At 69.0% G+C, this 22,369-nt stretch carries 21 protein-coding genes; 10 read left to right on the top strand and 11 right to left on the bottom strand.

Annotated features, from left to right (window positions below):
• Positions 1 to 61 precede the first annotated feature (61 nt).
• Together ACQP2T_RS47325 and ACQP2T_RS47320 are read right to left on the bottom strand one after the other, a co-directional pair.
• Positions 62 to 1,351 carry an MFS transporter gene (locus tag ACQP2T_RS47325; RefSeq protein ID WP_433511383.1) on the bottom strand — a complete coding sequence of 430 codons (1,290 nt, stop codon included), beginning with the start codon at positions 1,349 to 1,351 and terminating at the stop codon, positions 62 to 64.
• Positions 1,352 to 1,767: 416 nt separating this feature from the next.
• Positions 1,768 to 2,169, bottom strand: a complete 402-nt coding sequence (locus ACQP2T_RS47320; RefSeq protein WP_433511382.1) for a RidA family protein — start codon at positions 2,167 to 2,169, stop codon at positions 1,768 to 1,770.
• 72 nt (positions 2,170 to 2,241) lie between these two features.
• Between ACQP2T_RS47320 and ACQP2T_RS47315 the strand changes: the two genes are divergently transcribed.
• Genes ACQP2T_RS47315 through ACQP2T_RS47305 form a run of 3 tightly spaced genes read left to right on the top strand, consistent with a single transcriptional unit; the run spans position 2,242 to position 4,040 of the window.
• Positions 2,242 to 3,147, top strand: a complete 906-nt coding sequence (locus tag ACQP2T_RS47315; protein WP_433511381.1) for a LysR family transcriptional regulator — start codon at positions 2,242 to 2,244, stop codon at positions 3,145 to 3,147.
• A gap of 48 nt (positions 3,148 to 3,195) precedes the next feature.
• Entirely contained in the window at positions 3,196 to 3,531 is a 336-nt protein-coding gene (locus tag ACQP2T_RS47310) for an ArsR/SmtB family transcription factor (protein ID WP_433511380.1), read from the top strand.
• Positions 3,528 to 4,040, top strand: a complete 513-nt coding sequence (locus ACQP2T_RS47305; RefSeq protein ID WP_433511379.1) for an SRPBCC family protein — start codon at positions 3,528 to 3,530, stop codon at positions 4,038 to 4,040. The genes ACQP2T_RS47310 and ACQP2T_RS47305 overlap by 4 nt, the downstream gene beginning before the upstream one ends.
• 48 nt (positions 4,041 to 4,088) lie before the next feature.
• Here ACQP2T_RS47305 and ACQP2T_RS47300 read toward each other — a convergent pair whose 3' ends face one another.
• A complete protein-coding gene (locus ACQP2T_RS47300; protein WP_433511378.1) occupies positions 4,089 to 4,517 on the bottom strand; it encodes a MerR family transcriptional regulator in 429 nt (142 codons plus the stop codon).
• A 55-nt stretch (positions 4,518 to 4,572) separates the two neighbouring features.
• Here ACQP2T_RS47300 and ACQP2T_RS47295 point away from each other — a divergent pair, with 55 nt between their 5' ends.
• A complete protein-coding gene (locus tag ACQP2T_RS47295) occupies positions 4,573 to 5,628 on the top strand; it encodes an aldo/keto reductase (protein WP_433511377.1) in 1,056 nt (351 codons plus the stop codon).
• Between the two features lie 335 nt (positions 5,629 to 5,963).
• Here ACQP2T_RS47295 and ACQP2T_RS47290 read toward each other — a convergent pair whose 3' ends face one another.
• Positions 5,964 to 7,442 carry a phosphodiester glycosidase family protein gene (locus ACQP2T_RS47290; protein WP_433511376.1) on the bottom strand — a complete coding sequence of 493 codons (1,479 nt, stop codon included), beginning with the start codon at positions 7,440 to 7,442 and terminating at the stop codon, positions 5,964 to 5,966.
• A gap of 219 nt (positions 7,443 to 7,661) precedes the next feature.
• Between ACQP2T_RS47290 and ACQP2T_RS47285 the strand changes: the two genes are divergently transcribed.
• Both ACQP2T_RS47285 and trpS read left to right on the top strand, forming a co-directional pair.
• Positions 7,662 to 7,784 (top strand): hypothetical protein, encoded by a 123-nt coding sequence (locus ACQP2T_RS47285; protein ID WP_433511375.1) that lies wholly within the window; start codon positions 7,662 to 7,664, stop codon positions 7,782 to 7,784.
• A gap of 207 nt (positions 7,785 to 7,991) precedes the next feature.
• Positions 7,992 to 8,954 (top strand): tryptophan--tRNA ligase, encoded by a 963-nt coding sequence (gene trpS / locus ACQP2T_RS47280; RefSeq protein WP_433511374.1) that lies wholly within the window; start codon positions 7,992 to 7,994, stop codon positions 8,952 to 8,954.
• A 20-nt stretch (positions 8,955 to 8,974) separates the two neighbouring features.
• Here the strand turns inward: trpS and ACQP2T_RS47275 are convergent, their stop codons facing one another.
• From ACQP2T_RS47275 to ACQP2T_RS47260, 4 genes are all read right to left on the bottom strand, one after another.
• A complete protein-coding gene (locus ACQP2T_RS47275; RefSeq protein ID WP_433511373.1) occupies positions 8,975 to 10,015 on the bottom strand; it encodes a methyltransferase in 1,041 nt (346 codons plus the stop codon).
• A 22-nt stretch (positions 10,016 to 10,037) separates the two neighbouring features.
• Entirely contained in the window at positions 10,038 to 11,654 is a 1,617-nt protein-coding gene (locus tag ACQP2T_RS47270; protein ID WP_433511372.1) for a PucR family transcriptional regulator, read from the bottom strand.
• Positions 11,655 to 11,715: 61 nt separating this feature from the next.
• Positions 11,716 to 13,335, bottom strand: a complete 1,620-nt coding sequence (locus tag ACQP2T_RS47265; protein ID WP_433511371.1) for an AMP-binding protein — start codon at positions 13,333 to 13,335, stop codon at positions 11,716 to 11,718.
• A 13-nt stretch (positions 13,336 to 13,348) separates the two neighbouring features.
• A complete protein-coding gene (locus tag ACQP2T_RS47260; RefSeq protein WP_433511370.1) occupies positions 13,349 to 14,050 on the bottom strand; it encodes a TetR/AcrR family transcriptional regulator in 702 nt (233 codons plus the stop codon).
• A gap of 55 nt (positions 14,051 to 14,105) precedes the next feature.
• Here ACQP2T_RS47260 and ACQP2T_RS47255 point away from each other — a divergent pair, with 55 nt between their 5' ends.
• The gene (locus ACQP2T_RS47255) at positions 14,106 to 15,563 is read left to right on the top strand and encodes an MFS transporter (protein WP_433511369.1); all 1,458 of its coding nucleotides are present in this window, start codon (positions 14,106 to 14,108) and stop codon (positions 15,561 to 15,563) included.
• Here the strand turns inward: ACQP2T_RS47255 and ACQP2T_RS47250 are convergent.
• The 3 genes from ACQP2T_RS47250 to ACQP2T_RS47240 all read right to left on the bottom strand — a co-directional run bounded on the left by ACQP2T_RS47250 (position 15,560) and on the right by ACQP2T_RS47240 (position 18,126).
• A complete protein-coding gene (locus tag ACQP2T_RS47250) occupies positions 15,560 to 16,258 on the bottom strand; it encodes an alternative oxidase (protein WP_433511368.1) in 699 nt (232 codons plus the stop codon). The two genes, ACQP2T_RS47255 and ACQP2T_RS47250, sit on opposite strands and share 4 nt — an antisense overlap.
• Before the next feature lie 148 nt (positions 16,259 to 16,406).
• Positions 16,407 to 17,471, bottom strand: coding sequence for a CU044_5270 family protein (locus ACQP2T_RS47245; RefSeq protein WP_433511367.1), 1,065 nt, complete (start codon positions 17,469 to 17,471; stop codon positions 16,407 to 16,409).
• Complete coding sequence (locus ACQP2T_RS47240; protein WP_433511366.1) at positions 17,464 to 18,126, bottom strand: RNA polymerase sigma factor; 663 nt, start codon at positions 18,124 to 18,126, stop codon at positions 17,464 to 17,466. The genes ACQP2T_RS47245 and ACQP2T_RS47240 overlap by 8 nt, the downstream gene beginning before the upstream one ends.
• Before the next feature lie 198 nt (positions 18,127 to 18,324).
• Between ACQP2T_RS47240 and ACQP2T_RS47235 the strand changes: the two genes are divergently transcribed.
• From ACQP2T_RS47235 to ACQP2T_RS47225, 3 genes are all read left to right on the top strand, one after another.
• Positions 18,325 to 19,605 carry an aspartate aminotransferase family protein gene (locus ACQP2T_RS47235; RefSeq protein WP_433511365.1) on the top strand — a complete coding sequence of 427 codons (1,281 nt, stop codon included), beginning with the start codon at positions 18,325 to 18,327 and terminating at the stop codon, positions 19,603 to 19,605.
• Positions 19,602 to 21,107: a CoA-acylating methylmalonate-semialdehyde dehydrogenase gene (locus ACQP2T_RS47230; protein WP_433511364.1), complete on the top strand. Its 1,506-nt coding sequence runs from the start codon at positions 19,602 to 19,604 to the stop codon at positions 21,105 to 21,107. Before ACQP2T_RS47235 ends, ACQP2T_RS47230 begins: the two co-directional genes overlap by 4 nt.
• Positions 21,108 to 21,191: 84 nt before the next feature.
• Positions 21,192 to 22,304 (top strand): extracellular solute-binding protein, encoded by a 1,113-nt coding sequence (locus ACQP2T_RS47225; RefSeq protein WP_433511363.1) that lies wholly within the window; start codon positions 21,192 to 21,194, stop codon positions 22,302 to 22,304.
• The last annotated feature ends 65 nt before the right edge of the window (positions 22,305 to 22,369 follow it).

The raw sequence follows: 22,369 nt of genomic DNA, 5'->3' as shown, positions 1-22,369 counted from the left end.
TCGGCACTTCGGGCGTTTCCCAGTCCGTCAGTTGCCAATTTCCGCTACCCAGCCACCAAGATCAGTCTTCAAGTTGGCGCTCCCTCGCTCGGGCTTTCGTTCGAGACCAATTGAGGGCGACGGTCCCTGCGCCGGCCGCGAAGAGTGCTGCGGCCAGGAGCATGGTGCCGCCGGTTCCGGAGGTCCCAGCGAGGCCGGCGAGAGCGGCGGCGCAGAGGATCTCGCCGGTGTACTCGGCCTGCGCCAGGAAGGAATGGGTGGTGGCCCGGATGTCGCTGGTGGTGCGACGGTTGACCCAGATGGTGGTGACGGTCCGTGCTAGGGGCATGGCGATGCCGTTCGTGGTTATCACGGCGACGACCGCGAGGGGGAGGCTTGACGCCAAGCCGAGGAGGACGAGGCTGACCAGCCCGGTAAGACAGGAAAGGGCCAGGGAGGTGCGGGCGTCGGCATCGGAGTCGAGTCGGCGCTGGACGGCGGCGAGGGCGAGGGCCGCAGTGGCGTAGACGGCCAGGTTGATCGCGGTGAACCAGGCCATGCCGGAGGTGCCCGGGGGGAGGCCGAGGTCGGCGAGGTGTACCGGGTAGATCCGGCCGAACGTGTCGGCCGCGCCGTTCACCAGGACGGTGACTACGACCAGCATGAGGATGGTGCGGTCGGTGAACGCCAGGCGTGCGCCTCGGCGGGCGATACCGAGGGCGGCCTTGAGATGGTTCTTGCGGACTCGGACGAAGTTCTTCTCGGGAAAGGCCGCGGTGAACCACGTCCCCAGCAGGAGCATCAGGACGCCCGCGCAGACGATCGCTGTCGGGCGGTCCACGATGGCCGCGAAGACGCCGAACCCGACGATCCCGGCCCCTGCGCCGATCATCTGCCATCGGGTCTGAGCGGCGATCAGTAGGTGTATGCGGTCGGGCTGGTCAATCTCGTCGGTCGCCCAGGCAACGTCCGATCCGCTGGTGAAGGTCCAGGAGATGCCCCACAGCATTTGGGCCAGCATCAGCGAGACAAAGCTGGGGAAGAGGCCGGTTACCGCCATGGCGGTGGCCATCAGGACGTGCGACGCGACGATCGCCTTCTTGCGGCCGAGGGTGTCGGCCACAACCCCGGCCGGGACCTCGAAGAGGATGCTTGCCACCCCCTGCGCGGCGGCGATGAGCAGCAGCTGCGCAGGGGACAGGCCCGCATCGACGGCCATATAGAGGCTGGTGACGAGCCACCAGCCGTGGTGTAGCACTGCCCGCAGGAAGTTCCAGACCAGGAAGCGGCGGGCGAGGACGCTGGGTCCAAGGTGCGGGTGCTCGGGGAAGGCGTCAGGTCCTGCGGACGTCGGCGGATTCGAACGGCTCATGGCTCCTCGTGTGCAGGTCGGCGGTGGCTTCTGGGCACACGAGTCCGCGCATGATTTGTCCTGTCCTTCTGAGTGGATCGCACACAACTGTTCGTCGAGATACTGCTGAGGTTGACTGCATGCTGTCAACGCAATTTGCCGCAGTCCGACTCGCGGCCATCGTGCCCGATCGCTGTCCGTCTCCGTGGAGTTCCTATGTCCGCCCGCCGGGAGGCACCTGGCCGTCTACCAGGCATGATGCGCCGTCTACCAGGATTTCCACATGACCGCTCACAGCTCACGCTGAAACCGACCTGGTGGAGCCATGTGTTCGCTCACGCTGGTACCGGACTGGCGGAACCGTGCGGTCCGCACTGGTACCGCGCCGCAGAGTCGTGCCCGCTCACGCCGCAACCGCTCCGCGGAGCCGTGTGTGCTCATACCGCAACTGCTCCGCGGAGTCGTGCGTACACCTCGATCTCGAAGCGCATGCGGGGGTCGGAGAGGCCGCACACGAGCATCGTCGCCGCCGGGCGGATCTCGCCGAAGTAGCGGCGGAGGGTCGGCCAGCACGGCTCGAAGTCTTCCCGGTCGGGCAGCAGGTAGCGGACCCGGACGACGTCGGCGAACGTACAGCCTGCTTCCGTCAACGCGGTCCCGACGTTGCGCAGGCACTGTTCGGCCTGTTCGACCACGTCGTCGGAGATCGTCATGGTCGCGTAGTCGAACCCGGTGGTTCCCGAGACGTGGACCCAGTCGCCGTCCACCACGGCTCGGGCATATCCGATCTGTTCCTCGAAGGTGGAGCCGCTGAAGATCGCGCGTCGTGCTTCTGTCATACGCCGTACCGTAGGCGAACTGCCATGATACGTCTAAGACGCTTCACTGGATGATGTGATATCTCTGCACGTATGGAACGCCCTCAACTCGCGCTGCATCAGCTCTACGCGTTCGCCGTTCTGGCCGAGGAACTGCACTTCGGGCGGGCCGCCGTACGGCTGGGTGTCGCGCAGCCGCCCTTGAGTCAGCAGATCAGGCGGCTGGAGGAGAGGGTGGGGCATCCGCTGTTCGAGCGAAGGGCCGGTGGGGTCGTTCTGACGCCGGCGGGGCACGAACTGCTGCCTGCGGCTCGGCGTGCGCTCGGCGAGATCGCGGACGGGCTGGAGGCGGCGCGGCGCGTCGGTGGGGGAGAGGCCGGGCGCATTCGGGTCGGGTTCGCGGCGTCGCTGGCGTTGACGATCCTGCCGGGGATGCTGCGGGCCTACCGGGATCGCTATCCCGGGGTCGAGATGGAGATCAGGGAGATGACGACGGCGCCGCAGGTGGCCGCGCTCCTTGAGCGTTCGATCGACGTCGGGCTCCTGCGGGAGCCGCCTGACGATCCGGGGCTGGCCGCCGAGGTTGTGCTCTCGGAGGAGTTCGTGGTGGTTCTGCCGACTGGTCATGTTCTTGCCGATCGGCGGGTGGTTCCTGTCGCGGCGCTGGCGGAGGAGCCGTTCGTGCTGCTGAACCGGGAGGCGGGGCCGACGGTTCACGATCGGATCGTGGGTCTGTGCCGGTCGGTGGGGTTCGAGCCGCGCATCGGTCAGTACGCGGTGGAGTGGGCGACGGTCTCCGCGCTGGTCGAGGCGGGGCTCGGGGTGTCCCTTGCCCCGGCGAGCGTGCGGCGGATCAGGCTCAAGGGGGTGGCCTATCGCCGGATCGAGCCGGACGGCGCGCGCACCACGGTGGCCATGTGCTGGCGGCGGGACGATGCGAATCCGCTGGTTGCTCGGTTTCTGGATGTGGGTAGGGAGAGCCTCCCCGGCCTGCCTTAGTGCTACATGCCTTGATGCGTACATACGCCATGAGGTATGTTGGCTGGTATGAGCGATGTGATCTGGGCGGCTCTCGTGGATCCCCATCGGCGAGCGGTGCTCGATCTGCTGCGTGAGCGTGATCGGTCGGTCACGGAGCTGGTCGACGAGCTCGGTGTCACCCAGCCGACGGCGTCCAAGCATCTCCGGGTACTCCGGGCGGCGGGGCTGGTCCGGGTGCGCAAGGACGCGCAGCGTCGCATCTACGCGATCGATCTGGAGCCGATCGCCGAGCTCGATCAGTGGCTGGCCCCGTACAGGCGGCTCTGGAACGACCGGCTCGACACCCTCGGCCGCCACCTCGATGAGCTGGGCACAGACGCAGACATAGGCAAGGAGTCATGATGGACCGCGGAACATACGTCGAGATCGACGGCCGGCCGGCCGTACGCTTCCAGCGCACGTACCCCCACCCCATTGAGCGGGTGTGGCGGGCGGTGACCGAGCCGGGCGAGCTGACTCACTGGTTCCCGCAGAACGTGACGATGGACGCGCGGGAAGGCGGGAAGATCGAGTTCTCCGGCGACCCGCATATGGACAGCATCACCGGCACCATCCTGGTCTGGGATCCGCCGCGGCGCTTCGCCTTCACCTGGGGTGGTGACGAGCTGCGGCTGGAGTTGGCGCCCGACGGAGCTGGTGGGTGTACGTTCACGCTGGTCAACGTGATCCAGTCGCGGGACGCGGCGGCGCGCAACGCGGCAGGATGGGCGGTCTGCCTGGCCGAGCTGGACAAGGTCGTGGCCGGGCAGCCGGCCGACGGGCCGCACAGCGGGAGCGCCGAGTCGTGGCGTGAGCACTACGACGCCTATGTCGCGGACGGCATGCCGTCGGGCGCCGAGATTCCCCAATAGTGTCCTAGCCTGGCTCTTCGTCCGCCGGGAGGGCCGCCGGAGCGCACGCTACCCTGGCTCTTCGTCCGCAGGGAGAGGTGCCGGGTTGCACGAGTGGTCGGGCGCGCCTTCGTCGATGAGGTCCTCGTACACCCCGACCTTGTAGTTGATCAGGTCCATGCACTCGCTGAGGTTCGCCATCTGGGTGATCAGATACTCGCGGTGCCGTCTCAGCAGGGCGAGCCGTTCCCCCTCGTTCCCCGCACCCTCTCTGACGAGCTCGGTGTAGTGGCGGATCGCCGCCAGCGGCATGTCGGAGGCGCGCAGGACCATGCACAAGGTCAGCCACTCGATGTCCTGCTCGCTGTAGACGCGGTGCCCGCTGGCCCCGCGGCGCACCGGACTGTGCAGGATGCCCTCGCGCTCGTAGAAGCGCAGCGTGTGAACGCTCAACCCGGTCCGTTCCGCGACCTGCCCAATGGTCAAAATATCCGGCATGTCGTACAGGTTAGGGCTTGATCTAGAGTCGACTCCAGATCCTAGGATGCCGCGCATGACCATGCGTTACCGCACTCTCGGCGGCACCGGCATAGAAGTAAGCGTCCACTGTCTCGGCGCGATGATGTTCGGGGCTGTCGGCAACAAGGACCACGATGACTGTGTCCGCATCATTCATGCCGCGCTCGATCGGGGGATCAACTTCATCGACACCGCGGACATGTACTCCGCGGGTGAGTCCGAGGAGATCGTCGGCAAGGCGCTTGAGGGACGCCGCGACGACGTCGTGCTCGCCACCAAGGTGCACTTTCCCATGGGGGAGGGCCGCAACCGGAGCGGCAATTCGCGGCGCTGGATCGTCAAGGAGGTCGAGGAGAGCCTGCGGCGCCTGCGGACCGACTGGATCGACCTCTACCAGGTGCATCGACCCGACCACACGACCGACATCGAAGAGACGCTCTCCGCGCTGACCGACCTGGTGCGCGCGGGGAAGATCCGCGCCTTCGGCTGCTCGACCTTTCCGGCCGACGAGATCGTCGAGGCGTATCACGTCGCCGAGCGCCGGGGACTCCAGAGGTTCAGGACCGAGCAGCCGCCCTATTCACTGCTCGCCCGGGGGATCGAAGCCTCGGTGCTGCCGGTCTGCCAACGCCTCGGGATGGGTGTGCTGACCTGGAGCCCGCTCGCGGCCGGCTTCCTGAGCGGCAAGTACAGGAAGGGGCAGGACGTCGATCTCACCACCGGCCGTGCCTCGCTCACGCCGGCCCGGTTCGACCCCTCGATCCCTGGGAACGTGGCCAAGTTCGACGCGGTGGAGAAGCTCACCGAGGTCGCGGACGGCCTCGGGTGCTCGCTGCCCGAGCTTGCCGTGGCCTTCTGTGCGGCGCATCCGGGGGTCACGTCGGTGATCACTGGGCCGAGGACCATGGAGCAGTTGGAGTCGTTGCTGAAGGGGGCCTCGCTCACGCTCGACGACGCGGTTCTTGACCGGATCGACGAGATTGTGCCGCCGGGGACCAACGTCTACCACCCGGACGGCGCCTGGACCCCGCCGACGCTGTCGGACCCCGCTCGGCGTCGGCGGCCGCTGGTGGAGCGCGCGGCGGGTTGATGGGGCGCAGGACGCTGAAGGGCTGGTGCCTGGCTTTGCCGGTGATCTGGGTGGGTGCGGGTTAGCCTGCGCTCACCTGGCCGGGGCGCGATTGCCTGGCTGGTGCGGACCACTGGTTTTTAGGGTGGTCCGTCACGCGACCGTCTGGAGCCCTGTGGCCGTTCGTGGTGGCTGGGGTCGCTTGGAGGAGTACCCCCTTCCGGGGGAATGGAAGAGACGGTCCGTTGTGGTTGGGGTCCCTGGGTGAGTTTCCCCCTTCCGGGGAGCGGAAGGGGGCGGTCCGTGGTGGTTGGGGTCCCTGGGCGGGATATCCCTTTCCGGGGGCGGGTGGGTGGTTACTTCGGCAGGACCAGTAGGGCGTCGCCGACGCCGCGCTCCACCCCGTCGGACGGGCGGTTGACCAGCTTGTCGCCCACCACCATCGCGGTGGAGCCGCCACCATCCAGGTTGACCGCCTGCTTGGCGCCCAGCCAGCGCATGAACTGGGCCGCCTCGATGAAGTTGGCCCCCACCGACACGCCAGGCTGCCGGCCGTCGATGGTCGCCAGGATCAGGCTGCCGTTGCGGGTGGTGCCAAGCAGTGTGCGAGGGTGGCGGCGGAGGATCATGTTCACGGAGTCGTGGCCGTCGCGCTTGGCAGTGATCTTGACCTGCCCGTTCCTGACCAGGCCGACGTTGCCGCCGATCACGCTGAGGTCGGGGGTCAGCTTGAGTGCCTTGCCCGCCCGTACGTCCACGACCTTGGTGTCGATCTTGACGGTTCCGCCTTCCGCCGCGTGCGCGTTCAGCCATTCGGCGGCGATTCCGGCGGAGCCGTGCAGGACCCGGGAGCCGGCCGGCACCTCGGCGCCCGGCGCGCGCAGTGCCACGACCTTGTCGTTGGCGTCGAGCACGGCGTCGGCGCCGTTGTCCGCAGGCGTCTTGGCGCCGTACTCCGCGGTGTAGAGGATCAGCTCGTCCGCCGCCGCGGCGCGGTTGACGCCGTTGACCACCAGCTTCTGGCCGTCCTGCGCGATCGCGGTCACGGTCGACTTGAGCTCGGTGATGCGGGCCGTACGGCCCTTGAGTACGACGGCCGAGCGGCCAGGTACGGCCTCGCTGAGGAGCCTGCCGCCGACCACCGAGATGCCGACCGGCTCACCGCGCAGGTTCTTGGCGGTGTGGATGTTGAAGAAGCCGCCGTTCACGGCCGCGAGCGCCTTGCCGGCCTTGGCCATCGAGGAGACGGTCTCGCGGGCGGCGACGCTGGTGCCGAGCGTGGAGGTGTACGAGCCGCGGAACTTCCTGGCGTCGATCATGACCACCTTGACGTCCCAGGGGCCGGTGGTCTTCATGCCGTCGTCGCCGACGTAGTCGACCCTGACCTTCAGACCGGCGTCCTTGAGCTTCTTGGCCGTCTCGGCGGCCTTGTCCTTCTCCTCGAACTTCCAGAGGCCGACCCGCACCATGTAGACGGTCTGGGCGTCGGCGTCGGCGACCTTCGGCCGGACGACCTTCTGCAGGCTGGCCGTCTCGCCCGTGGCCTCGACCTCGGCGACCTTGGCCTCGGCCGTCTGCTGCATGCCGTAGTCGCGGCCGCTCGGCATCAGGACCGTGACGGTGAAGCCGTCGGTCGCCTTGCCCGCCTTCACGTTCCAAAGGTCGATGCCCGGCGCCACACTGGTCATCGTCTTGTCCGGTACGGCCGGTACGCCCAGCGGGAACTTGGCCGAGGGGAACGAGACCGAAACCTGCTCGGCGGCTGCGCTGGGGACAGCCGTCGCCGTGAGGACCGTGGCTAGCGAGAAGCCGACGGCGAGGGTGCGTCGAGACATGAAAACTCCAGAGGGCGGGCAAAGGAACCGACCCATCCTGGCGAGATCATGGTGGCGGAGGCGGGGAAACACGCTAAACGGTCTGAGAGGTTACAAGATTGACATCCCTCGGGGGATTTTCCTGCGCGCACGGTGGGCGCGGCGTTACCGTGCGGTAGGCCGCGACCGAGCGGCGTACCAGTCCGAGAGGCAGCCGTGATGGGGCTGAGCATCCTCCTTGTGATCATCGCGAGCGTGGTTCTGGGGTTCATCCTGGGCGCGTTCATCACCCGTCCGCGCGGATGGGTGATGTATCCCGACGACCGGACCCGTCCCGACGTGACGCGCGATCCTCACGAGTGACTACGAGCCGGCGCAAGCCGCACAGCTTCTGGGTTCTGTGCGGCTTGCGCCTACCCCTGCAACTACAATGGAGCGCATGACACGCATCAGCATGTGGTGGCGGCCGACAGACGGCCGCTGATCTCCGCATGCTCGGGCCGTCCTCAGGACGGGCCCGGTGCGTGGGTTCTTCTTCAGGGCGGCATGACCTGAAGAAAGGAACCCACGATGGACCACGTCGTGCTCACCGGAGACCGCCCGACAGGGCCGCTTCACCTGGGCCACTACTTCGGCACGCTGGCCAACCGCGTCGCCCTGCAGGACGTCCACCCGATGTACGTGCTGGTCGCCGACTATCAGGTGATCACCGATCGAGATCTTCCCGGCGCGATCCAGCAGAACATCACCAGCTTGGTCCTCGACTACCTGGCCATCGGGCTCGACCCCGCCAAGGTGACGATCTTCCAGCACAGCGCGATCCCTGAGCTGAACCAGCTGCTGCTGCCCTTCCTCAGCCTGGTGTCCGTGGCCGAGCTGAGCCGCAATCCCACCGTCAAGGACGAGATCGCGCACAGTACGCAGCAGGCGGTCAACGGCCTGATGTTCACCTATCCGGTGCATCAGGCGGCCGACATCCTGTTCTGCAAGGGCACGCTGGTGCCGGTCGGCAAGGACCAGTTGCCCCACGTGGAGGTGACACGGCTGGTGGCGCGGCGCTTCAACGAGCGCTACGGGCCCGTCTTCCCGGTGCCGGAGGCGATGATGGGTGCGCGGCCGCTGCTCAAGGGCCTCGACGGCGGCAAGATGAGCAAGAGCCGGGGCAACGCGATAGCCCTGTCCGCCACCGAGGACGAGACGGCGGCCCTGATCCGCGCGGCCCGTACCGACTCCGAGCGGCTCATCACCTTCGACGAGGCGAACCGGCCGGAGGTGGCGAACCTGCTCACCCTGGCCGGCCTCTGCCTCGGCCGCTCGCCCGAGTCCATCGCCGAGGAGATCGGGAACGGCGGGGGCGCCGCGCTGAAACGGCTGGTCACGGAGGCGGTCAACGAGTTCCTGCGCCCGATGAGGAAGCGCCGCCTTGAGTACTCGGCGGCCGATGCCAGGCAGGTGCTGACGGACGGTAACGGGCGCGCACGTGAGCGGGCGATCGTCACCCTCGGGGAGGTACGAGCGGCGATGGGCTTCTAACGGGGAAGGGCGGCTGGCTTCTAGCGGGCAGGTACGAAGCGCGAGCCTTTGGCGATGGCCAGTTCGGTGGCCGGGGATCTCAGGGGGCGGCGGTGCCGCGGTCTGGTGAAGCCGGCCTCCCTGAGCAGGCCGGCCACTTCCTTGAAGTCACGTATCCGGCCGCCGCCCGCCACCAGGTAGTTGAGGTGGAGCAGGTGGAGCAGGGTGCGGCTGGCCCGGCCCGGCATGAGGCTGTCGCCGAACTGGTCGCCGATCGCGATCGTGCCGCCGGGGTTGAGCGCCTTGGCCAGTCGCCCCAGCAGGGTGCCCACCTCCTGGTCGTCCAGACTGTGCATGACGTTGAACAGCAGGATCACGTCGTACCCGCCGCCCAGGTCCTCGTCGAGGAACGAGCCGGCCCGCAGCGTCAGCCGGGGGTGGGCCGCCGCCGAGGCGAGGGCCTCGGGCAGGTCGATCACGGTGCCCCGCAGTCCCGGGTGCCGTCGCAGCAGCTCTACGCTGTAAAGGGCATGGCCGCCGCCCACGTCCAGCATCCGCGTGGCGCCCGCGGGGACCGGGATGGCGGCCGCGATGGCGGGAGCCTGGCGGCCGGCCACGGCGGCGGTCCACGCCTGGAACGAGCGCGACAGTTCGGGCTCGCTCTCCGTCAGCGCGTACAGCGAGGTGATGGGCGATCCGTCACGTACAGTCCGTTCGAGCTGGGGCCAGATCACGCAGGCGGTGCGCTCCCAGAAGTACAGGCCCTCGGCCAGGCAGGCGGGGGAGTCGGCGGTGAGCCAGACCCGCGCCGTGCGGGTCAGCCGGTAGCGGCCGCGTCTGGCGCGCAGGTAGCCGAGCCCGGTCAGCCCGCGCAGCAGCACGTCCGTCGCGTGCGGGTCCAGGCCGAGTGATCGCGCGAGGTCGGCGGCAGTCGCGGGGCCGCCGCGCAGGGCGTCGAAGAGGCCGAGCCGCATCCCCGCGATCAGCGCGTGCAGGCCCATGACGCCGAAGTAGTCGAGCATGGGAGGCAGGATCGACAGGCGGTGCGCCGCGGCTTCCAGGGGGTTTACGAATAAAGGCACATCGCGACGGTAAGCCGAAATGTTATCTGCTGTCCCGGCGGAACGACTCCAGCGCCAGCAGCGCCACGTGCAGGGACAGGCACGATTCGACGTCGTCCAGGTCGGTGTCGAGGATGCGTTCGAGCCGGCGCAGCCGGTCGTAGAAGGCGGGCCTGGACAGGTGGGCCTTCTGGGCGGCCACCGCCTTGTTGCGCCCCGCGTCCAGGTAGATGCGCAGGATGCGGGCCAGGTCTCCGCCCCGCTGCGCGTCGTGCGCCAGCAGCGGTCCGAGCTCCCGTTCGGCGAACGTCTGCAGCCTGGCGTCGTCGCGCAGCAGGTGGAGCAGTCCGCGCAGGCGCAGGTCGGGCAGCCGGTAGAAGGCCCGGCCGTCGGGCTGCCGGACGGCCACGTCGGCCACCTGCTCGGCTTCGAGGAAGCTGCGGCGTACGTCCCTGATCGACTCCACCACCGAGCCCGAGGCCAGGACGAACGCGGCGCCGGGCTTCCACAGCACGCGCAGCCGATCGGCGAGTGCCGTCAGCGCGGGCTCGGCGCCCGAGCGCGGGGGCAGGGGGAGCAGGACGCCGACGCGGTCCTGGTCGAGCGCGCCCACGAGGGCGGGCAGCCGGGCGTCGCGGCAGGCGGCGGCGGTGGCCTCGGCCAGCTCGCCGAGCTGCGCCTGCCCGTCGAGCGCCTGCTCGACGGGCTCGGTCGGCCGGATGACGACGCTGACCAGTTTGCGCCCGGTGAGTGGTACGCCCACGGCGCGGGCGCGGGCGGCGGCCTCGTCCGGATCGGCGTAGGCGTGGGTGAGGATGCCGGTGATGATCGTGCCGTGCGCCTGGCGTTCGAGGGACTCCTGGTGGCGTTCGAGCAGGCGGCCCAGGGCGAGCGTGGTGGCGGCGCGCTCGGCGAGCACCAGGTCGCGGGGCGACGGCGGGCTCTCGCAGAGCAGGATCAGCCGGCCCCAGTCCTGCCCGCGCGCGCCGACCGTGGTGACCAGCCAGCCGGAGGCGGCGTCGTAGGCAGTCCGCTCGGCCGGTGCGACCGCGCGTGACCTGCTCTCCCAGCCGGCCAGCAGCGCGCCGGCGTCGCGGCCCGCGGACTCGCAGGCCAGCACCTGGTGGGCGAGGTTCTCCAGCAGGACCGGGCGGCTGGACAGCCGGGCCACCTGGACGAGCACCTCGGCGGGCGAGGCGCCCTCCACCGACAGTTCGGTGAAGACCTCGTGCAGTTGCTCGGAGGCGCGCAGCTCCTCCAGCTGGATGTCGATGATCCGCTCGTGCACGGACTCGGTGATCTGCACGAACGGCGTCTCGCGGGTCAGCACGATCAGCGGCAGCCCGTGCTCCTCCGCCGTCTTGACCACCGCGCGGGGCAGCTCGCGGACGAACCGGCGGCCCAGCTCGACGATCAGCCCGGAGGCGCCGACGGCGGACAGCTCACCGATGTAGTCGGCGAGCTTCTCCGGGTCCTCGGGCAGCGCCACTCCCGTGGTGAGCACCAGCTCCCCGCCGCGGAGCAGGTGGGCGATGTCGGCGATCTCGCCGACGTGCACCCACCGCACCTTGGTGTCCAGCCGGTCGCCGCCCGCGACCACGCGCGGGCTACCGCGGCGGACGGTGTCCAGGGCGAGGACGTCGGCGATGGTGGGCAGCACGCGCCCGAGCCTAGCCGATCAGCCTGTAAGATCGGATAGGTACCCATTTACAGAATGCCGGTCACGAGCCCAGTTCGTCCTCTCTGAACTCCTGGGCGGCCTCCCGCTCCCGCAACTCCACTCGCCGGATCTTGCCGGAGATGGTCTTGGGCAGCTCACCGAACTCCAGCCTGCGCACGCGCTTGTACGGCGCCAGTTCGCGCCGCGAGTGCTGGAAGATGGAGCGGGCCGTCGCCTCGTCCGCCTCGAATCCGGGCGCCAAAGTCACATAAGCCTTGGGTACGGCCAGCCGCACCGGATCGGGCGCGGGCACCACGGCCGCCTCCGCGACGGCCTCGTGCTCCAGAAGGACGCTCTCCAGCTCGAAGGGCGAGATGCGGTAGTCGGAGGCTTTGAAGACGTCGTCGGTCCTGCCGACGTAGGTGATGTAGCCGTCGCCGTCACGGGTCGCGACGTCGCCTGTGTGGTAGTAGCCGCCCCGCATCGCCTCACTAGATCCACCGACATATCCGGACATGAGGCCGAGGGGGCGGTCGGTCAGCGGCAGGCAGATCTCGCCGTCGTCCCCCACCTCGCCGGTGATCGGGTCGAGCAGCACGACGTCGTAGCCGGGCAGCGGCCGGCCCATCGACCCCGGCTTGACCGGTTCGCCGGGCACGTTGCCCACCTGGGCGGTGGTCTCGGTCTGGCCGTAGCCGTCCCTGATCGTCAGCCCCCACGCCTTGGCGACCTGGTCGATGATCTCCGGGTTGAGCGGCTCGCCCGCCGCGACGGCCGTACGCAGTGGCAGCCGCCACGCCGCCAGGTCCTCCTGGATGAGCATCCGCCACACGGTCGGCGGCGCGCAGAACGTGGTGACCCGCTCGTCGCGCAGCACCTCCAGCAGGGCGACGGCGGAGAAGCGCTGGTAGTCGTGGATCAGCACGGTGGCGCCCGCGTTCCACGGCGCGAACACGTTGCTCCACGCGTGCTTGGCCCAGCCGGGCGAGGACACGTTGAGATGCACGTCGCCGGGCTGGAGCCCGATCCAGAACATGGTCGACAGGTGGCCCGCCGGATAGGAGGCGTGCGTGTGCTCGACCAGCTTGGGCTGTGAGGTCGTGCCCGAGGTGAAGTAGAGCAGCAGGGTGTCGCCGGCCCGGGTCGGCCCGTCGGGGGAGAAGTCCGCGGCCGCCTCGCGGGTCTCGGCGTAGGGCAGCCAGCCGTAGGCGTCGCCGACCGCGATCCTGGTGTAGCCGCCGTCGCCGAACTTGCCCGCGTCGGAGGCGTTCGCGATCACGTGCGAGACGCCGCCGCGTTCGACGCGCTCGACGATGTCCTTGGCGGTCAGCAGGGTCGTGGCCGGGATGATCACCGCGCCCAGCTTCATGGCCGCCAGCAGCGACTCCCACAGCTCGGCCTGGTTGCCCAGCATGAGCAGGATCCGGTCGCCCCGTCGTACGCCCTGCTCGCGCAGCCAGTTGGCCACCTGGTTGGAGCGGGCGGACAGCTCGGCGAAGGTGTAGGTGACCCTGCCGACGATCTTCAGCGCGACCGCGTCGGGGGTCTCGGCGGCCAGGACGCCGTCGAACCAGTCGAGCGCCCAGTTGAAGTCCGTCAGCTCCGGCCAGCGGAACTCGCGGCGTGCCGTCGGATAGTCGGCTTCGAGGAGGAGGTCACGTGCGGCACGGAAATCGCTCATGTTCGGGATCCTGCTACGTCGCCAGCCGCCTCTCAAGGCCGTCGAGCACCGACACGAGACCGAAGTCGAAGCACAGCTCGCGCATCGCGCGCGGATCCTCGTAGTTGGTGGTGTAGATCGCCTCCGAGAGGTCGGGGTAGTCGGCCGCGGCCTTGGCGACGGTCTGGCGGAGCTCGTCGCCGTCGTAGTCGTAGCCCGCCATCGCGGTGTCCCAGGCGACCTCGGGGATCGTCATGCCGAACACGAAGGCGGTGAGCGCCGCGTTGGCGTAGTCGATGTCCGCCCCGGTGAACCCGGCCAGCTTGAAGGTCTTGCGCGTCTGGTCGGCGACCATGAGCGCGTTGGGCCCCAACGCCGGCAGGCGGCCGAGAAGGTCGGCCGACCACCGATGCCGAAGGATCACCTGGCGCATGCTGTGAGCCATGACCGAGGCGGCGTCCCGCCAACCCACCTCCTCGGGGTCGGGGGCCGTCATCTCGCCCCAGATCTCGTCATAGACCAGCTCCAGCAGCTCGTCCTTGTTGGCCACGTACCAGTAGAGGCTGGTCGCCCCCGCGCTGAGCTTCGCCCCGAGCTTGCGCATGCTCAGCCCGGCCAGGCCCTCGTCGTCGAGCAGCTGTATGGCGGCCGCGACGATTTCGGCGCGGTTGCGGCCGGGGCTGGCCGGCTTGCGCTGCTCGCGGAACCACACGGAGTTGTACTGCTTGCTGGTCACGCCTCCAGGATAATTCCACTCGCACACTGTACGAGTTTTGTCGTACGGTGTGCGAGTGGAATCGAACACTGTGCGAGATCCCCGTCGTTGGTGGATCCTCGGCGTCCTCTGTCTGTCACTTCTGGTCCTGGTCGTCGACAACACCGTCCTCAACCTGGCCATCCCCAAACTGATCAAGGATCTGGGCGCGAGCCCCGGCGACATCCAATGGATCATTGACGCCTACGTGCTGGCCTACGCCGGTCTGCTGTTAACCGCGGGCAGTCTGTCCGACCGGTTCGGGCGGCGGCGGTTCCTGATCATCGGCCTGCTGTTCTTCGGCGGCGCGTCCCTGCTGGCGGTGCTGTCGTCCGAGCCGTGGCAGGTGATCGGTTCACGGGCCCTCATGGGCATCGGCGGGTCGCTGCTGATGCCCTCGACGCTGTCCATCCTGATGACCGTCTTCGACGAGGAGGAGCGGCGCAAGGCCATGGCCGCGTGGAGCGCCGTCGCCATGGTGGGGGTGATCGCGGGCCCCACGCTGGGCGGCTTCCTGCTCGACCACTACTGGTGGGGCTCGGTCTTCCTGCTGAACATCCCCATCGCGCTGGTCGCGGTCGTCGCCGCCGTGACGCTGATGCCGGAGACCCGCAGCGCGGGCCGGAAGATCGACCCGGTGGGCGTGGTGCTGTCGATCATCGGCCTGACCTCGGCCGTCTACGTCATCATCGAGCGCGAGTGGAACCCGGTCGGCATCGCCATCGCCGTGGTCGCGCTCGGCGCGTTCGTGATCTGGGAACGGCGGTCGGACCACCCGATGCTGCCGCTCGAACTGTTCAGGAACCGCAACTTCAGCGGGGCGTCGTTCTCGATCCTGCTGATGTCGTTCGGGGCCGGCGCCGTGATGCTGATGCTCACGCAGTATCTGCAGTTCGTGCTCGGTTATGGGCCCATGCAGGCCGGTCTGGCGCTGCTGCCGTACGCCATCGCCGCGACCGTCTTCAACGTGGTCGGCGCCGGACTGGGCAAGAAGGCCAGCAACCGGGTGCTGATCTCCACGGGACTGGTGGTTATGTGCGGCGGTTTCGTGGTGCTGGCCACGACCACCGGCTACGTCGCGGTGCTCACCGCGCTGCTGATCATGGGCGTCGGTGGCGGCCTCGCCGGGCCCGCGGCCTACGCGTCGCTGATGGGGGCCATCCCCATGGAGCACGCGGGTGTCGGCTCCGCGCTGAACGACACCGTGCAGCAGGTCGGCATGGCCATGAGCATCGCCATCCTGGGCAGCGTGCTGGCCGGGGTGTTCACCTCGGCGATGCCCGCCGACGCGCCCGAGGCGGCCAGGGAGTCGATCGGCGGCGCCTTCCACCTGGGCATCGTGGAGCCCGCCCGCGCCGCCTTCACCGACGCGATGCACTTCGGCTCCTGGGTCGGGGCCGGGTTCTGCGTGGCGGCCGCGCTGCTCGCCCTCGCGGTGCTGCGGCCGGCCGCTCCCGTCGTCACCGCCGACACCACCGAGTCCGCCCCGGTCTAGCGGATGCGAGGCTCACGCATGGCCTCCAGGCTGTCCAGTTTGTGGGTCCGCTCGTCGTGGCCGACCTGCCGCAGCAGGTCGGCCACCGAGCGGTAGCGGCCGTACTCGGCGGCGTAGGTGCCCGGGTCGGGGACGAAGTCCAGGCCGGGGTTCTCGGCCACGAACGTCATGTACTCGTGCTCCGCGTGGTCCTCGAACTCCGCGTTCAGCCGGTAACTCCAGTCGGGCCGGACCAGGAACAGCACCCACGACACGTGGTAGTAGAAGAACGAGATCAGCCACGGCGCCGCCTTGTGCAGCAGCCAGTTCTGCTTGAGACCGTGCCGCTGGACGAGGTCCTGCATGATCAGCAGGTGCCACTGCTCGTTGTCCTGATCGGTGCGGGCCTCCACGATGCGCTCGAAGACCCGCCTGGCCAGGCCCGAACGGCCCGCGTGACGGTGTACGGCCCAGTAGCCCATGCGCTCCCACGCCTGGTACGGCACGCGGGCGATGATCTCCAGCATGGCGAACTTGGTGAACGAGCCCTGCTTGCCGTACATGAGGTCGACGGGCTTGAACATCATCTTGGCCAGCAGGCTGTACTCCATGCGCGGGGTGTCGAGCGTGTCCCGCTCGGCGCGGAGCAACTGCTCGCGGTCGAGCTTCGGCGGGCCGGGGTGCACGTCGGGCCGGTGGTCCACGGTGATGGTCATGTTCGCTCTCCCTGAGTCTTCTGTGGTGATGACTCGATGGTGGGGGAGCGGGGGGTGGCCGGTCGTCGACCGCCGGTGGGCAATCGTGGTGCCCCCGCGGGCGTAGTGATCAAGGCGGTCGTACGCCCGCAGGTGGACGGGAGATCCCCTAGGGGATCTGGCCCGGCCGGTCCACGACTCCGCCGGCCAGGGTGGCTGTCAGCCCGACGCTCCCCTTGCGGAAGGCCGGCTCCGGGTTGTCGCCGAGATACTGGTCACGGTTCCAGACCATCCGGTCGCCGAGCAGGCGGTAGGTCTGGGAATCGAGCACGAAGTAGCGGGTGGTGATCTCCTGGCCTTTCGGCTCGTAGTACAGGCCGATGCCGGGGCGGCCGTCCGCGTCGAGGACCCCCACCTCCACCTTGACGGCGGGGATCTTCGCCAGCGCCCGGTAGATGGTCGCCTCCAGCTTGGGCGGCATGACGGCCCCTTGGTCCAGATAGAGAGTCAGCACTCTGAATGCCTGAGCGTCGCGGGGCACGGGGGTGCCGCGTGGTACCGGCACCCCGTCTTCCATGAGCGGCTTGAGCCAGTGCTTGTCGCCCGCGACGTGGGCCAGCAGCTTGTAGGGGTCGATCGGCAGGGCCACCAGCTTGTCGTAATACTGCTGCGGCGTCAGGTCGTCGTCGCCCGGGTCGAGCTGAGGGAGGTCGCTGACGTGCAACTCGCCGTCCTCGCCGATCGAGGCGGCCTGCTTGCCGTCGAACCTCATCCATTGCTCGTAGATCGTGGTGCGGCCGTCGGCGGGTTGGACGTCCTTGGTCTTGGTGTAGACCCACTGGTCGGGGCGCGGCTTCCGGAAGGGCCGCCGCTCGGCGACCAGGGCCGCCTGCTCCAGGAGCTGGATGCTGCCCGGCCGCGTGCTGTGCGCCGGGGGCACGGGACGGTTCTGGTCCGCGGACCTGATGAACGTCGGCGCGATCGCCAGTCCGGCCGCCAGGGTCCCGGCGAGCAGCACGCGCGCGGCGAGAGGCCGCCACAGCCGGCGCCACAGCCGGCGCCGCTCGGGGGTCGTGGCCGTCTCGGTCGTGCCCGTCTTGGTCGAGGACGTCGCGGCCGTCGTGAGTGTGGCGGTCGTGACCGCGGTGAGACGGTCGCGCAGGGCCGCGAGCCGGGCCGCGTCGGGCTCCGGCGCGTCCGCGCGTAGCCCCTGGAGCAGGTTCAGGTCATCCACGGTCGGCCTCCTCGTCGGTGATCGCGGTGGGGTCGACGCCGCCCAGCGCGGCGCGGGTACGTTTCCTGGCCCGGTGGAGCCGGGAGCGGACGGTTCCGAGGGGGATGTCCAGCGCCCTGGCGACCTCCTCGTAGCTGAGTTGCGCCCAGGCGACCAGCAGGAGCACCTCCCGGTCGTCGGCGGAGAGCGCGGCCAGCGCCTCGGCCAGCTCCCGGTGCACGGCCGAGGCCGACACGCGGGCCTCCACCCGGTCCGTGTAGCCCTCCGCGACCTCGTCGATCCCGGTCCTGGCCAGCGCCAGGTAGGACCTGACCTCCCGGCGGCGATGATGGCCGATGAGGTTGGCGGCCATGCCGTACAGCCAGGGGCGGGCGTCCGCGCGCCCGGGGTCGTAGTGTTCGCGCCGCCTGAACGCGGCCAGGAACGTCTCCGCGACGATGTCGTCGGCCAGCGAATCCCCCAGACGGCGGGTGACGTAGCGATGTAAGGCGGGAGCGTGCCGGTCGAACAGCGCGGCGAACACGCCCGGGTCGCTGTGGGAGCGCCGGATCACCTCGGCGTCGTCCATGCCGGTCAACGCCGCGCCGGCGCCATCGGCCGACTCTGTGCCGCTCAACGCCGCGCCGCCGTCGGCCGACTCTGTTTCCACAACCACCCGGTACTCCTGTCGCCGATGCTGTCAGCCCCTTTCACCCGATAGCGGGATATGAGTTCTCGGGAGTTGTAAGTCCTTATGTCCTGACATATGGTCGAAGTTGGCGCCGGAGCTTGCATGACATCATGTAAGGGGATTTGGTGTCGTGTGGACATGTTGGAGGTGGGTGTGGCGATGACGAGCCGGGATACTCGAAGCATGTCGGAGCTTCTCGCCCGCCACCGGGCAGTGATCCCCAACTGGGTGGCACTCAACTACAACGAGCCGATCGAGATCGTCAATGGCAAGGGCAATCGCGTCGTCGACGCCGATGGCAAGAGCTACCTCGACTTCTTCGCCGGCATCCTCACCAACATGATCGGGTACGACGTGCCCGAGGTGCGCGAGGCCGTCGAGCGTCAGCTCGCCACGGGAGTCGTCCACACCAGTACGGTCTACCTGCTGCGCGGCCAGATCGAGCTGGCGGAGAAGATCGCCAGGCTCTCCGGCATCCCCGATGCCAAGGTCTTCTTCACCAACTCCGGCACCGAGGCGAACGAGACCGCGCTGCTGCTGGCCACCTACGCGCGCAAGAGCGACCAGGTGCTCGCCATGCGGCAGAGCTACCACGGCCGCAGCTTCGGCGCGATCAGCGTCACCTCCAACCGGACGTGGAAGAACAACTCGCTCTCCCCGCTGAACGTGCACTTCCTGCACGGCGCCGACCGGCACCTGACCCAGTTCAAGGGGATGTCGGACGCCGACTACATCGCGGCCTGCGTCGACGACCTGCGCCACGTGCTGGCCACGGCCGTCTCCAACAACGTGGCCGCGCTGATCGCCGAGCCCATCCAGGGTGTGGGCGGGTTCACGATGGCCCCCGACGGGCTGTTCGCCGCCTACAAGGAGGTCCTGGACGAGCAGGGCATCCTGTTCATCTCCGACGAGGTGCAGACGGGCTGGGGACGCACCGGCAGCGCGTTCTTCGGCATCCAGAACCACGGCGTGACGCCCGACATGATGACCTTCGCCAAGGGCCTGGGCAACGGGTTCGCGGTCGGCGGCGTCGTGGCCCGGGGCGACCTGATGGACAGCCTGCCCGCCGTGGGCCTGGCCACGTTCGGCGGCAACCCGATCTCCATGGCCGCCGCCAACGCCACGCTCGACTACGTGCTCGACCACGATCTCCAGGCCAACGCCGCCAGGACCGGCAAGATCATCGCCGATGGCCTGCGCGCGGCGGCCGAGCGGCTGCCGATCATCAAGGCCGTGCGCGGCAAGGGCCTGATGTTCGCCGTCGAGCTGGAGAGCCCCGCGCAGGCCGCGCGGTTCATGGAGGAGACCAAGAAGTCGGGGCTGCTCGCGGGCAAGGGCGGCCTGTACGGCACCGCCATCCGCATGGCCCCGCCGCTCACCCTCACGGTCGACGAGGCCGCCGAGGGCCTGAGCATCATCGTTCACGCACTGGAAGTCATCAACGCAGAGGCAGCGACGCAGTGAAGTTTGTCAAGCACTGGATCAACGGAGCTCTGGCGGACGGCGACAGCCGTACCCAGGAGATCTTCGACCCGTCGACCGGCGAGGTCAGCGGGCACGTCGCGCTGGCCTCGGCCGCCGACGTCGACGCGGCCGTGGCCGCCGCCGTGGCGGCCTTCCCCGCCTGGCGGGACGCCTCGCTGACCAAGCGGGCGCAGGTGCTGTTCCGCTTCCGCGAGCTGATGTACGCCCACCGCGACGACCTGGCCGCGCTCATCTCGGCCGAGCACGGCAAGGTGCACTCCGACGCGCTCGGCGAGGTCGCTCGCGGCCTGGAGGTCGTGGAGTTCGCCTGCGGGATCCCGCACCTGCTCAAGGGCGGCTTCTCCGAAGGCGTCTCGACGCGGGTCGACTCCTATTCGCTGCGCCAGCCGCTCGGGGTGGTGGCCGGCATCACGCCGTTCAACTTCCCGGCCATGGTGCCGATGTGGATGTACCCGATCGCGATCGCCTGCGGCAACGCGTTCGTGCTCAAGCCGTCGGAGAAGGACCCCTCCGCGTCGCTGCTCATGGCGCGGCTCTGGCAGGAGGCCGGGCTGCCCGACGGCGTCTTCAACGTCGTCCAGGGCGACAAGGTCGCCGTCGACCGGTTGCTTGAGCACCCCGACGTGCGCGGTGTCTCCTTCGTCGGCTCGACCCCCATCGCCAAGTACGTCTACGAGACCGGCACCAGCCACGGCAAGCGGGTGCAGGCGCTCGGCGGGGCCAAGAACCACATGCTCGTGCTGCCCGACGCCGACCTCGACCTGGTCGCCGACTCGGCCGTGTCGGCGGGCTTCGGCTCGGCCGGCGAGCGGTGCATGGCGATCTCCGTCGTGCTGGCCGTCGACCCGGTGGGCGACGAGCTCGTCCAGAAGATCGTCGAGCGCGTCGACAAGCTGGTGATCGGCCCCGGCTCCGACCCCAGGTCCGAGATGGGGCCGCTGGTCACCGAGGCGCACCGCGACAAGGTCGCCTCCTACCTCGACCTGGGTGTCGAGGAGGGCGCCAAGCTGGTCGTGGACGGCCGGGACACGCGTGTCGAAGGCGGCGGCAAGGCGTCGGAGACGCCCGGCTTCTGGCTCGGCCCGACCGTGCTCGACCACGTGCCGGCCGGTTCGCGGGTGCACACCGAGGAGATCTTCGGCCCGGTCCTGACGATCGTCCGCGTCGACTCGTACGAGGAGGGCCTGCAGCTCATCAACGGCGGCGCCTACGGCAACGGCACCGCGATCTTCACCAACGACGGCGGCGCGGCCCGGCGCTTCCAGAACGAGGTCGAGGTCGGCATGATCGGCATCAACGTGCCGATCCCGGTGCCGATGGCGTTCTACAGCTTCGGCGGCTGGAAGGCGTCGCTGTTCGGCGACACGCACGTGCACGGCACCGAGGGCGTCCACTTCTACACCCGCGGCAAGGTCGTCACCTCGCGCTGGCTCGACCCGTCGCACGGCGGCGTGAACCTGGGCTTCCCCACCAACGGGTGATCGATCTCCACCGGGGAGGGACGCGCCACGCGTCCCTCCCCGTCGTGTGCCCGATAAACTCCAGCACACGAACGAGGGAGGAACGTGGATCGCCGCATACCTGCCATGGCGCTGGCCATGACGGCTCTGATCGCCAGCATGGGGGCGGCGGCCCCGTCACCGAAGAAGACCCCGACCCCCACTCCGTCGGCGACTCCGACGCAGGGCGACGGCACGCTGCAGATCCTCACCTACCGCGGCTACGCCGAATACGGCGGCACCAGCCCCAGGGTCAACTGGGTGGGCGACTTCGAGAAGACGACCGGCTGCCGCATCGCCCGCCTCGACACCGTGCAGACCGCCGACGACATGGCGAAATACGTCGACCAGCGTGCCTACGACGTGATCTCGGCGGGCCCGGTGCTGGCCGCCTCGATGATCGAGCGCAAGCAGGCGCAGCCCATCGATCCGGCCAAGGTCACCGGTTACGACGACCTGACCAAGCGCTTTCGCGACATGACCAAGGTGTCGGGCAAGGTCTACGGTGTGCCCTACCTGTGGGGGTACCACGAGTTCCTCTACGACTCGACCAAGGTCAAGGGCGCCGACCTCAAGCAGGTCTTCCAGTCCGACCGGGTCTCGCTCAAGGAAGGCCCGCTGACCATCGCCGACGCGGCGCTCACCGACGGCAGCGTGGACGACCCCTTCGAGCTGACCAAGAGCCAGCTGGACCGGGCGATGGCGCTGCTGGGCGAGCACAAGGGCCGCACCTACTGGAAGAACCCGCTCGACCTGGTCAAGGGCTTCGCCACGGGCTCGCTCGACTACGCCCAGGCCACGCCGTACTATCGCCTGCTCCTGCAGAAGGCCGGCAAGCCGATCAAGGCGGTCGGCACACGCAAGATGACCGGCTGGCTCGACTCCTGGATGCTCGGCGCGAACATCCCCAACACCGACTGCGCCTACCGCTGGCTGAGCTGGATGGCGGCGCCGTCGGCCCAGCGTGACGCGGCCGCCTGGGTCGGTCTGGCGCCGGCCAACCCCAAGGCGTGCAAAGGGCGGGCCAAGCAGATGTGCGAGGCGTACGGGGCCGACAAGCCGAAGTGGCTCGACCGGGTCGCCTTCGCCGCTCGGCCGCCAGGGGGTTGCCGGGGATCTGAGGGGGAATGCACTGATTACGCCACATGGACCAAACAGTGGGGCACACTGGTGAATTGAGCGGGGGCTGCTTTACCCACACATGACCTTTGCCGCAGGCTCGCCCCGTCCCCCCGCTGGGCCGT

It is taken from the genome of Nonomuraea sp. CA-143628 (genome assembly GCF_050942315.1).
Lineage (GTDB): Bacteria > Actinomycetota > Actinomycetes > Streptosporangiales > Streptosporangiaceae > Nonomuraea.
The sequence above is the reverse complement of the archived record's forward strand: the minus strand, read 5'-3'. Positions and strand labels throughout refer to the sequence as shown.

Bases quoted from the DNA above. Each gene is read 5' to 3' on its own strand.
- ACQP2T_RS47320 (WP_433511382.1), bottom strand. From the start codon at position 2,169: ATGACAGAAGCACGACGCGCGATCTTCAGCGGCTCCACCTTCGAGGAA.
- ACQP2T_RS47310 (WP_433511380.1), top strand. From the start codon at position 3,196: ATGAGCGATGTGATCTGGGCGGCTCTCGTGGATCCCCATCGGCGAGCG.
- trpS (WP_433511374.1), top strand. From the start codon at position 7,992: ATGGACCACGTCGTGCTCACCGGAGACCGCCCGACAGGGCCGCTTCAC.
- ACQP2T_RS47250 (WP_433511368.1), bottom strand. From the start codon at position 16,258: ATGACCATCACCGTGGACCACCGGCCCGACGTGCACCCCGGCCCGCCG.
- ACQP2T_RS47235 (WP_433511365.1), top strand. From the start codon at position 18,325: ATGTCGGAGCTTCTCGCCCGCCACCGGGCAGTGATCCCCAACTGGGTG.
- ACQP2T_RS47300 (WP_433511378.1), bottom strand. From the start codon at position 4,517: ATGCCGGATATTTTGACCATTGGGCAGGTCGCGGAACGGACCGGGTTG.
- ACQP2T_RS47295 (WP_433511377.1), top strand. From the start codon at position 4,573: ATGACCATGCGTTACCGCACTCTCGGCGGCACCGGCATAGAAGTAAGC.
- ACQP2T_RS47265 (WP_433511371.1), bottom strand. From the start codon at position 13,335: ATGAGCGATTTCCGTGCCGCACGTGACCTCCTCCTCGAAGCCGACTAT.
- ACQP2T_RS47305 (WP_433511379.1), top strand. From the start codon at position 3,528: ATGATGGACCGCGGAACATACGTCGAGATCGACGGCCGGCCGGCCGTA.
- ACQP2T_RS47290 (WP_433511376.1), bottom strand. From the start codon at position 7,442: ATGTCTCGACGCACCCTCGCCGTCGGCTTCTCGCTAGCCACGGTCCTC.
- ACQP2T_RS47325 (WP_433511383.1), bottom strand. From the start codon at position 1,351: ATGAGCCGTTCGAATCCGCCGACGTCCGCAGGACCTGACGCCTTCCCC.
- ACQP2T_RS47315 (WP_433511381.1), top strand. From the start codon at position 2,242: ATGGAACGCCCTCAACTCGCGCTGCATCAGCTCTACGCGTTCGCCGTT.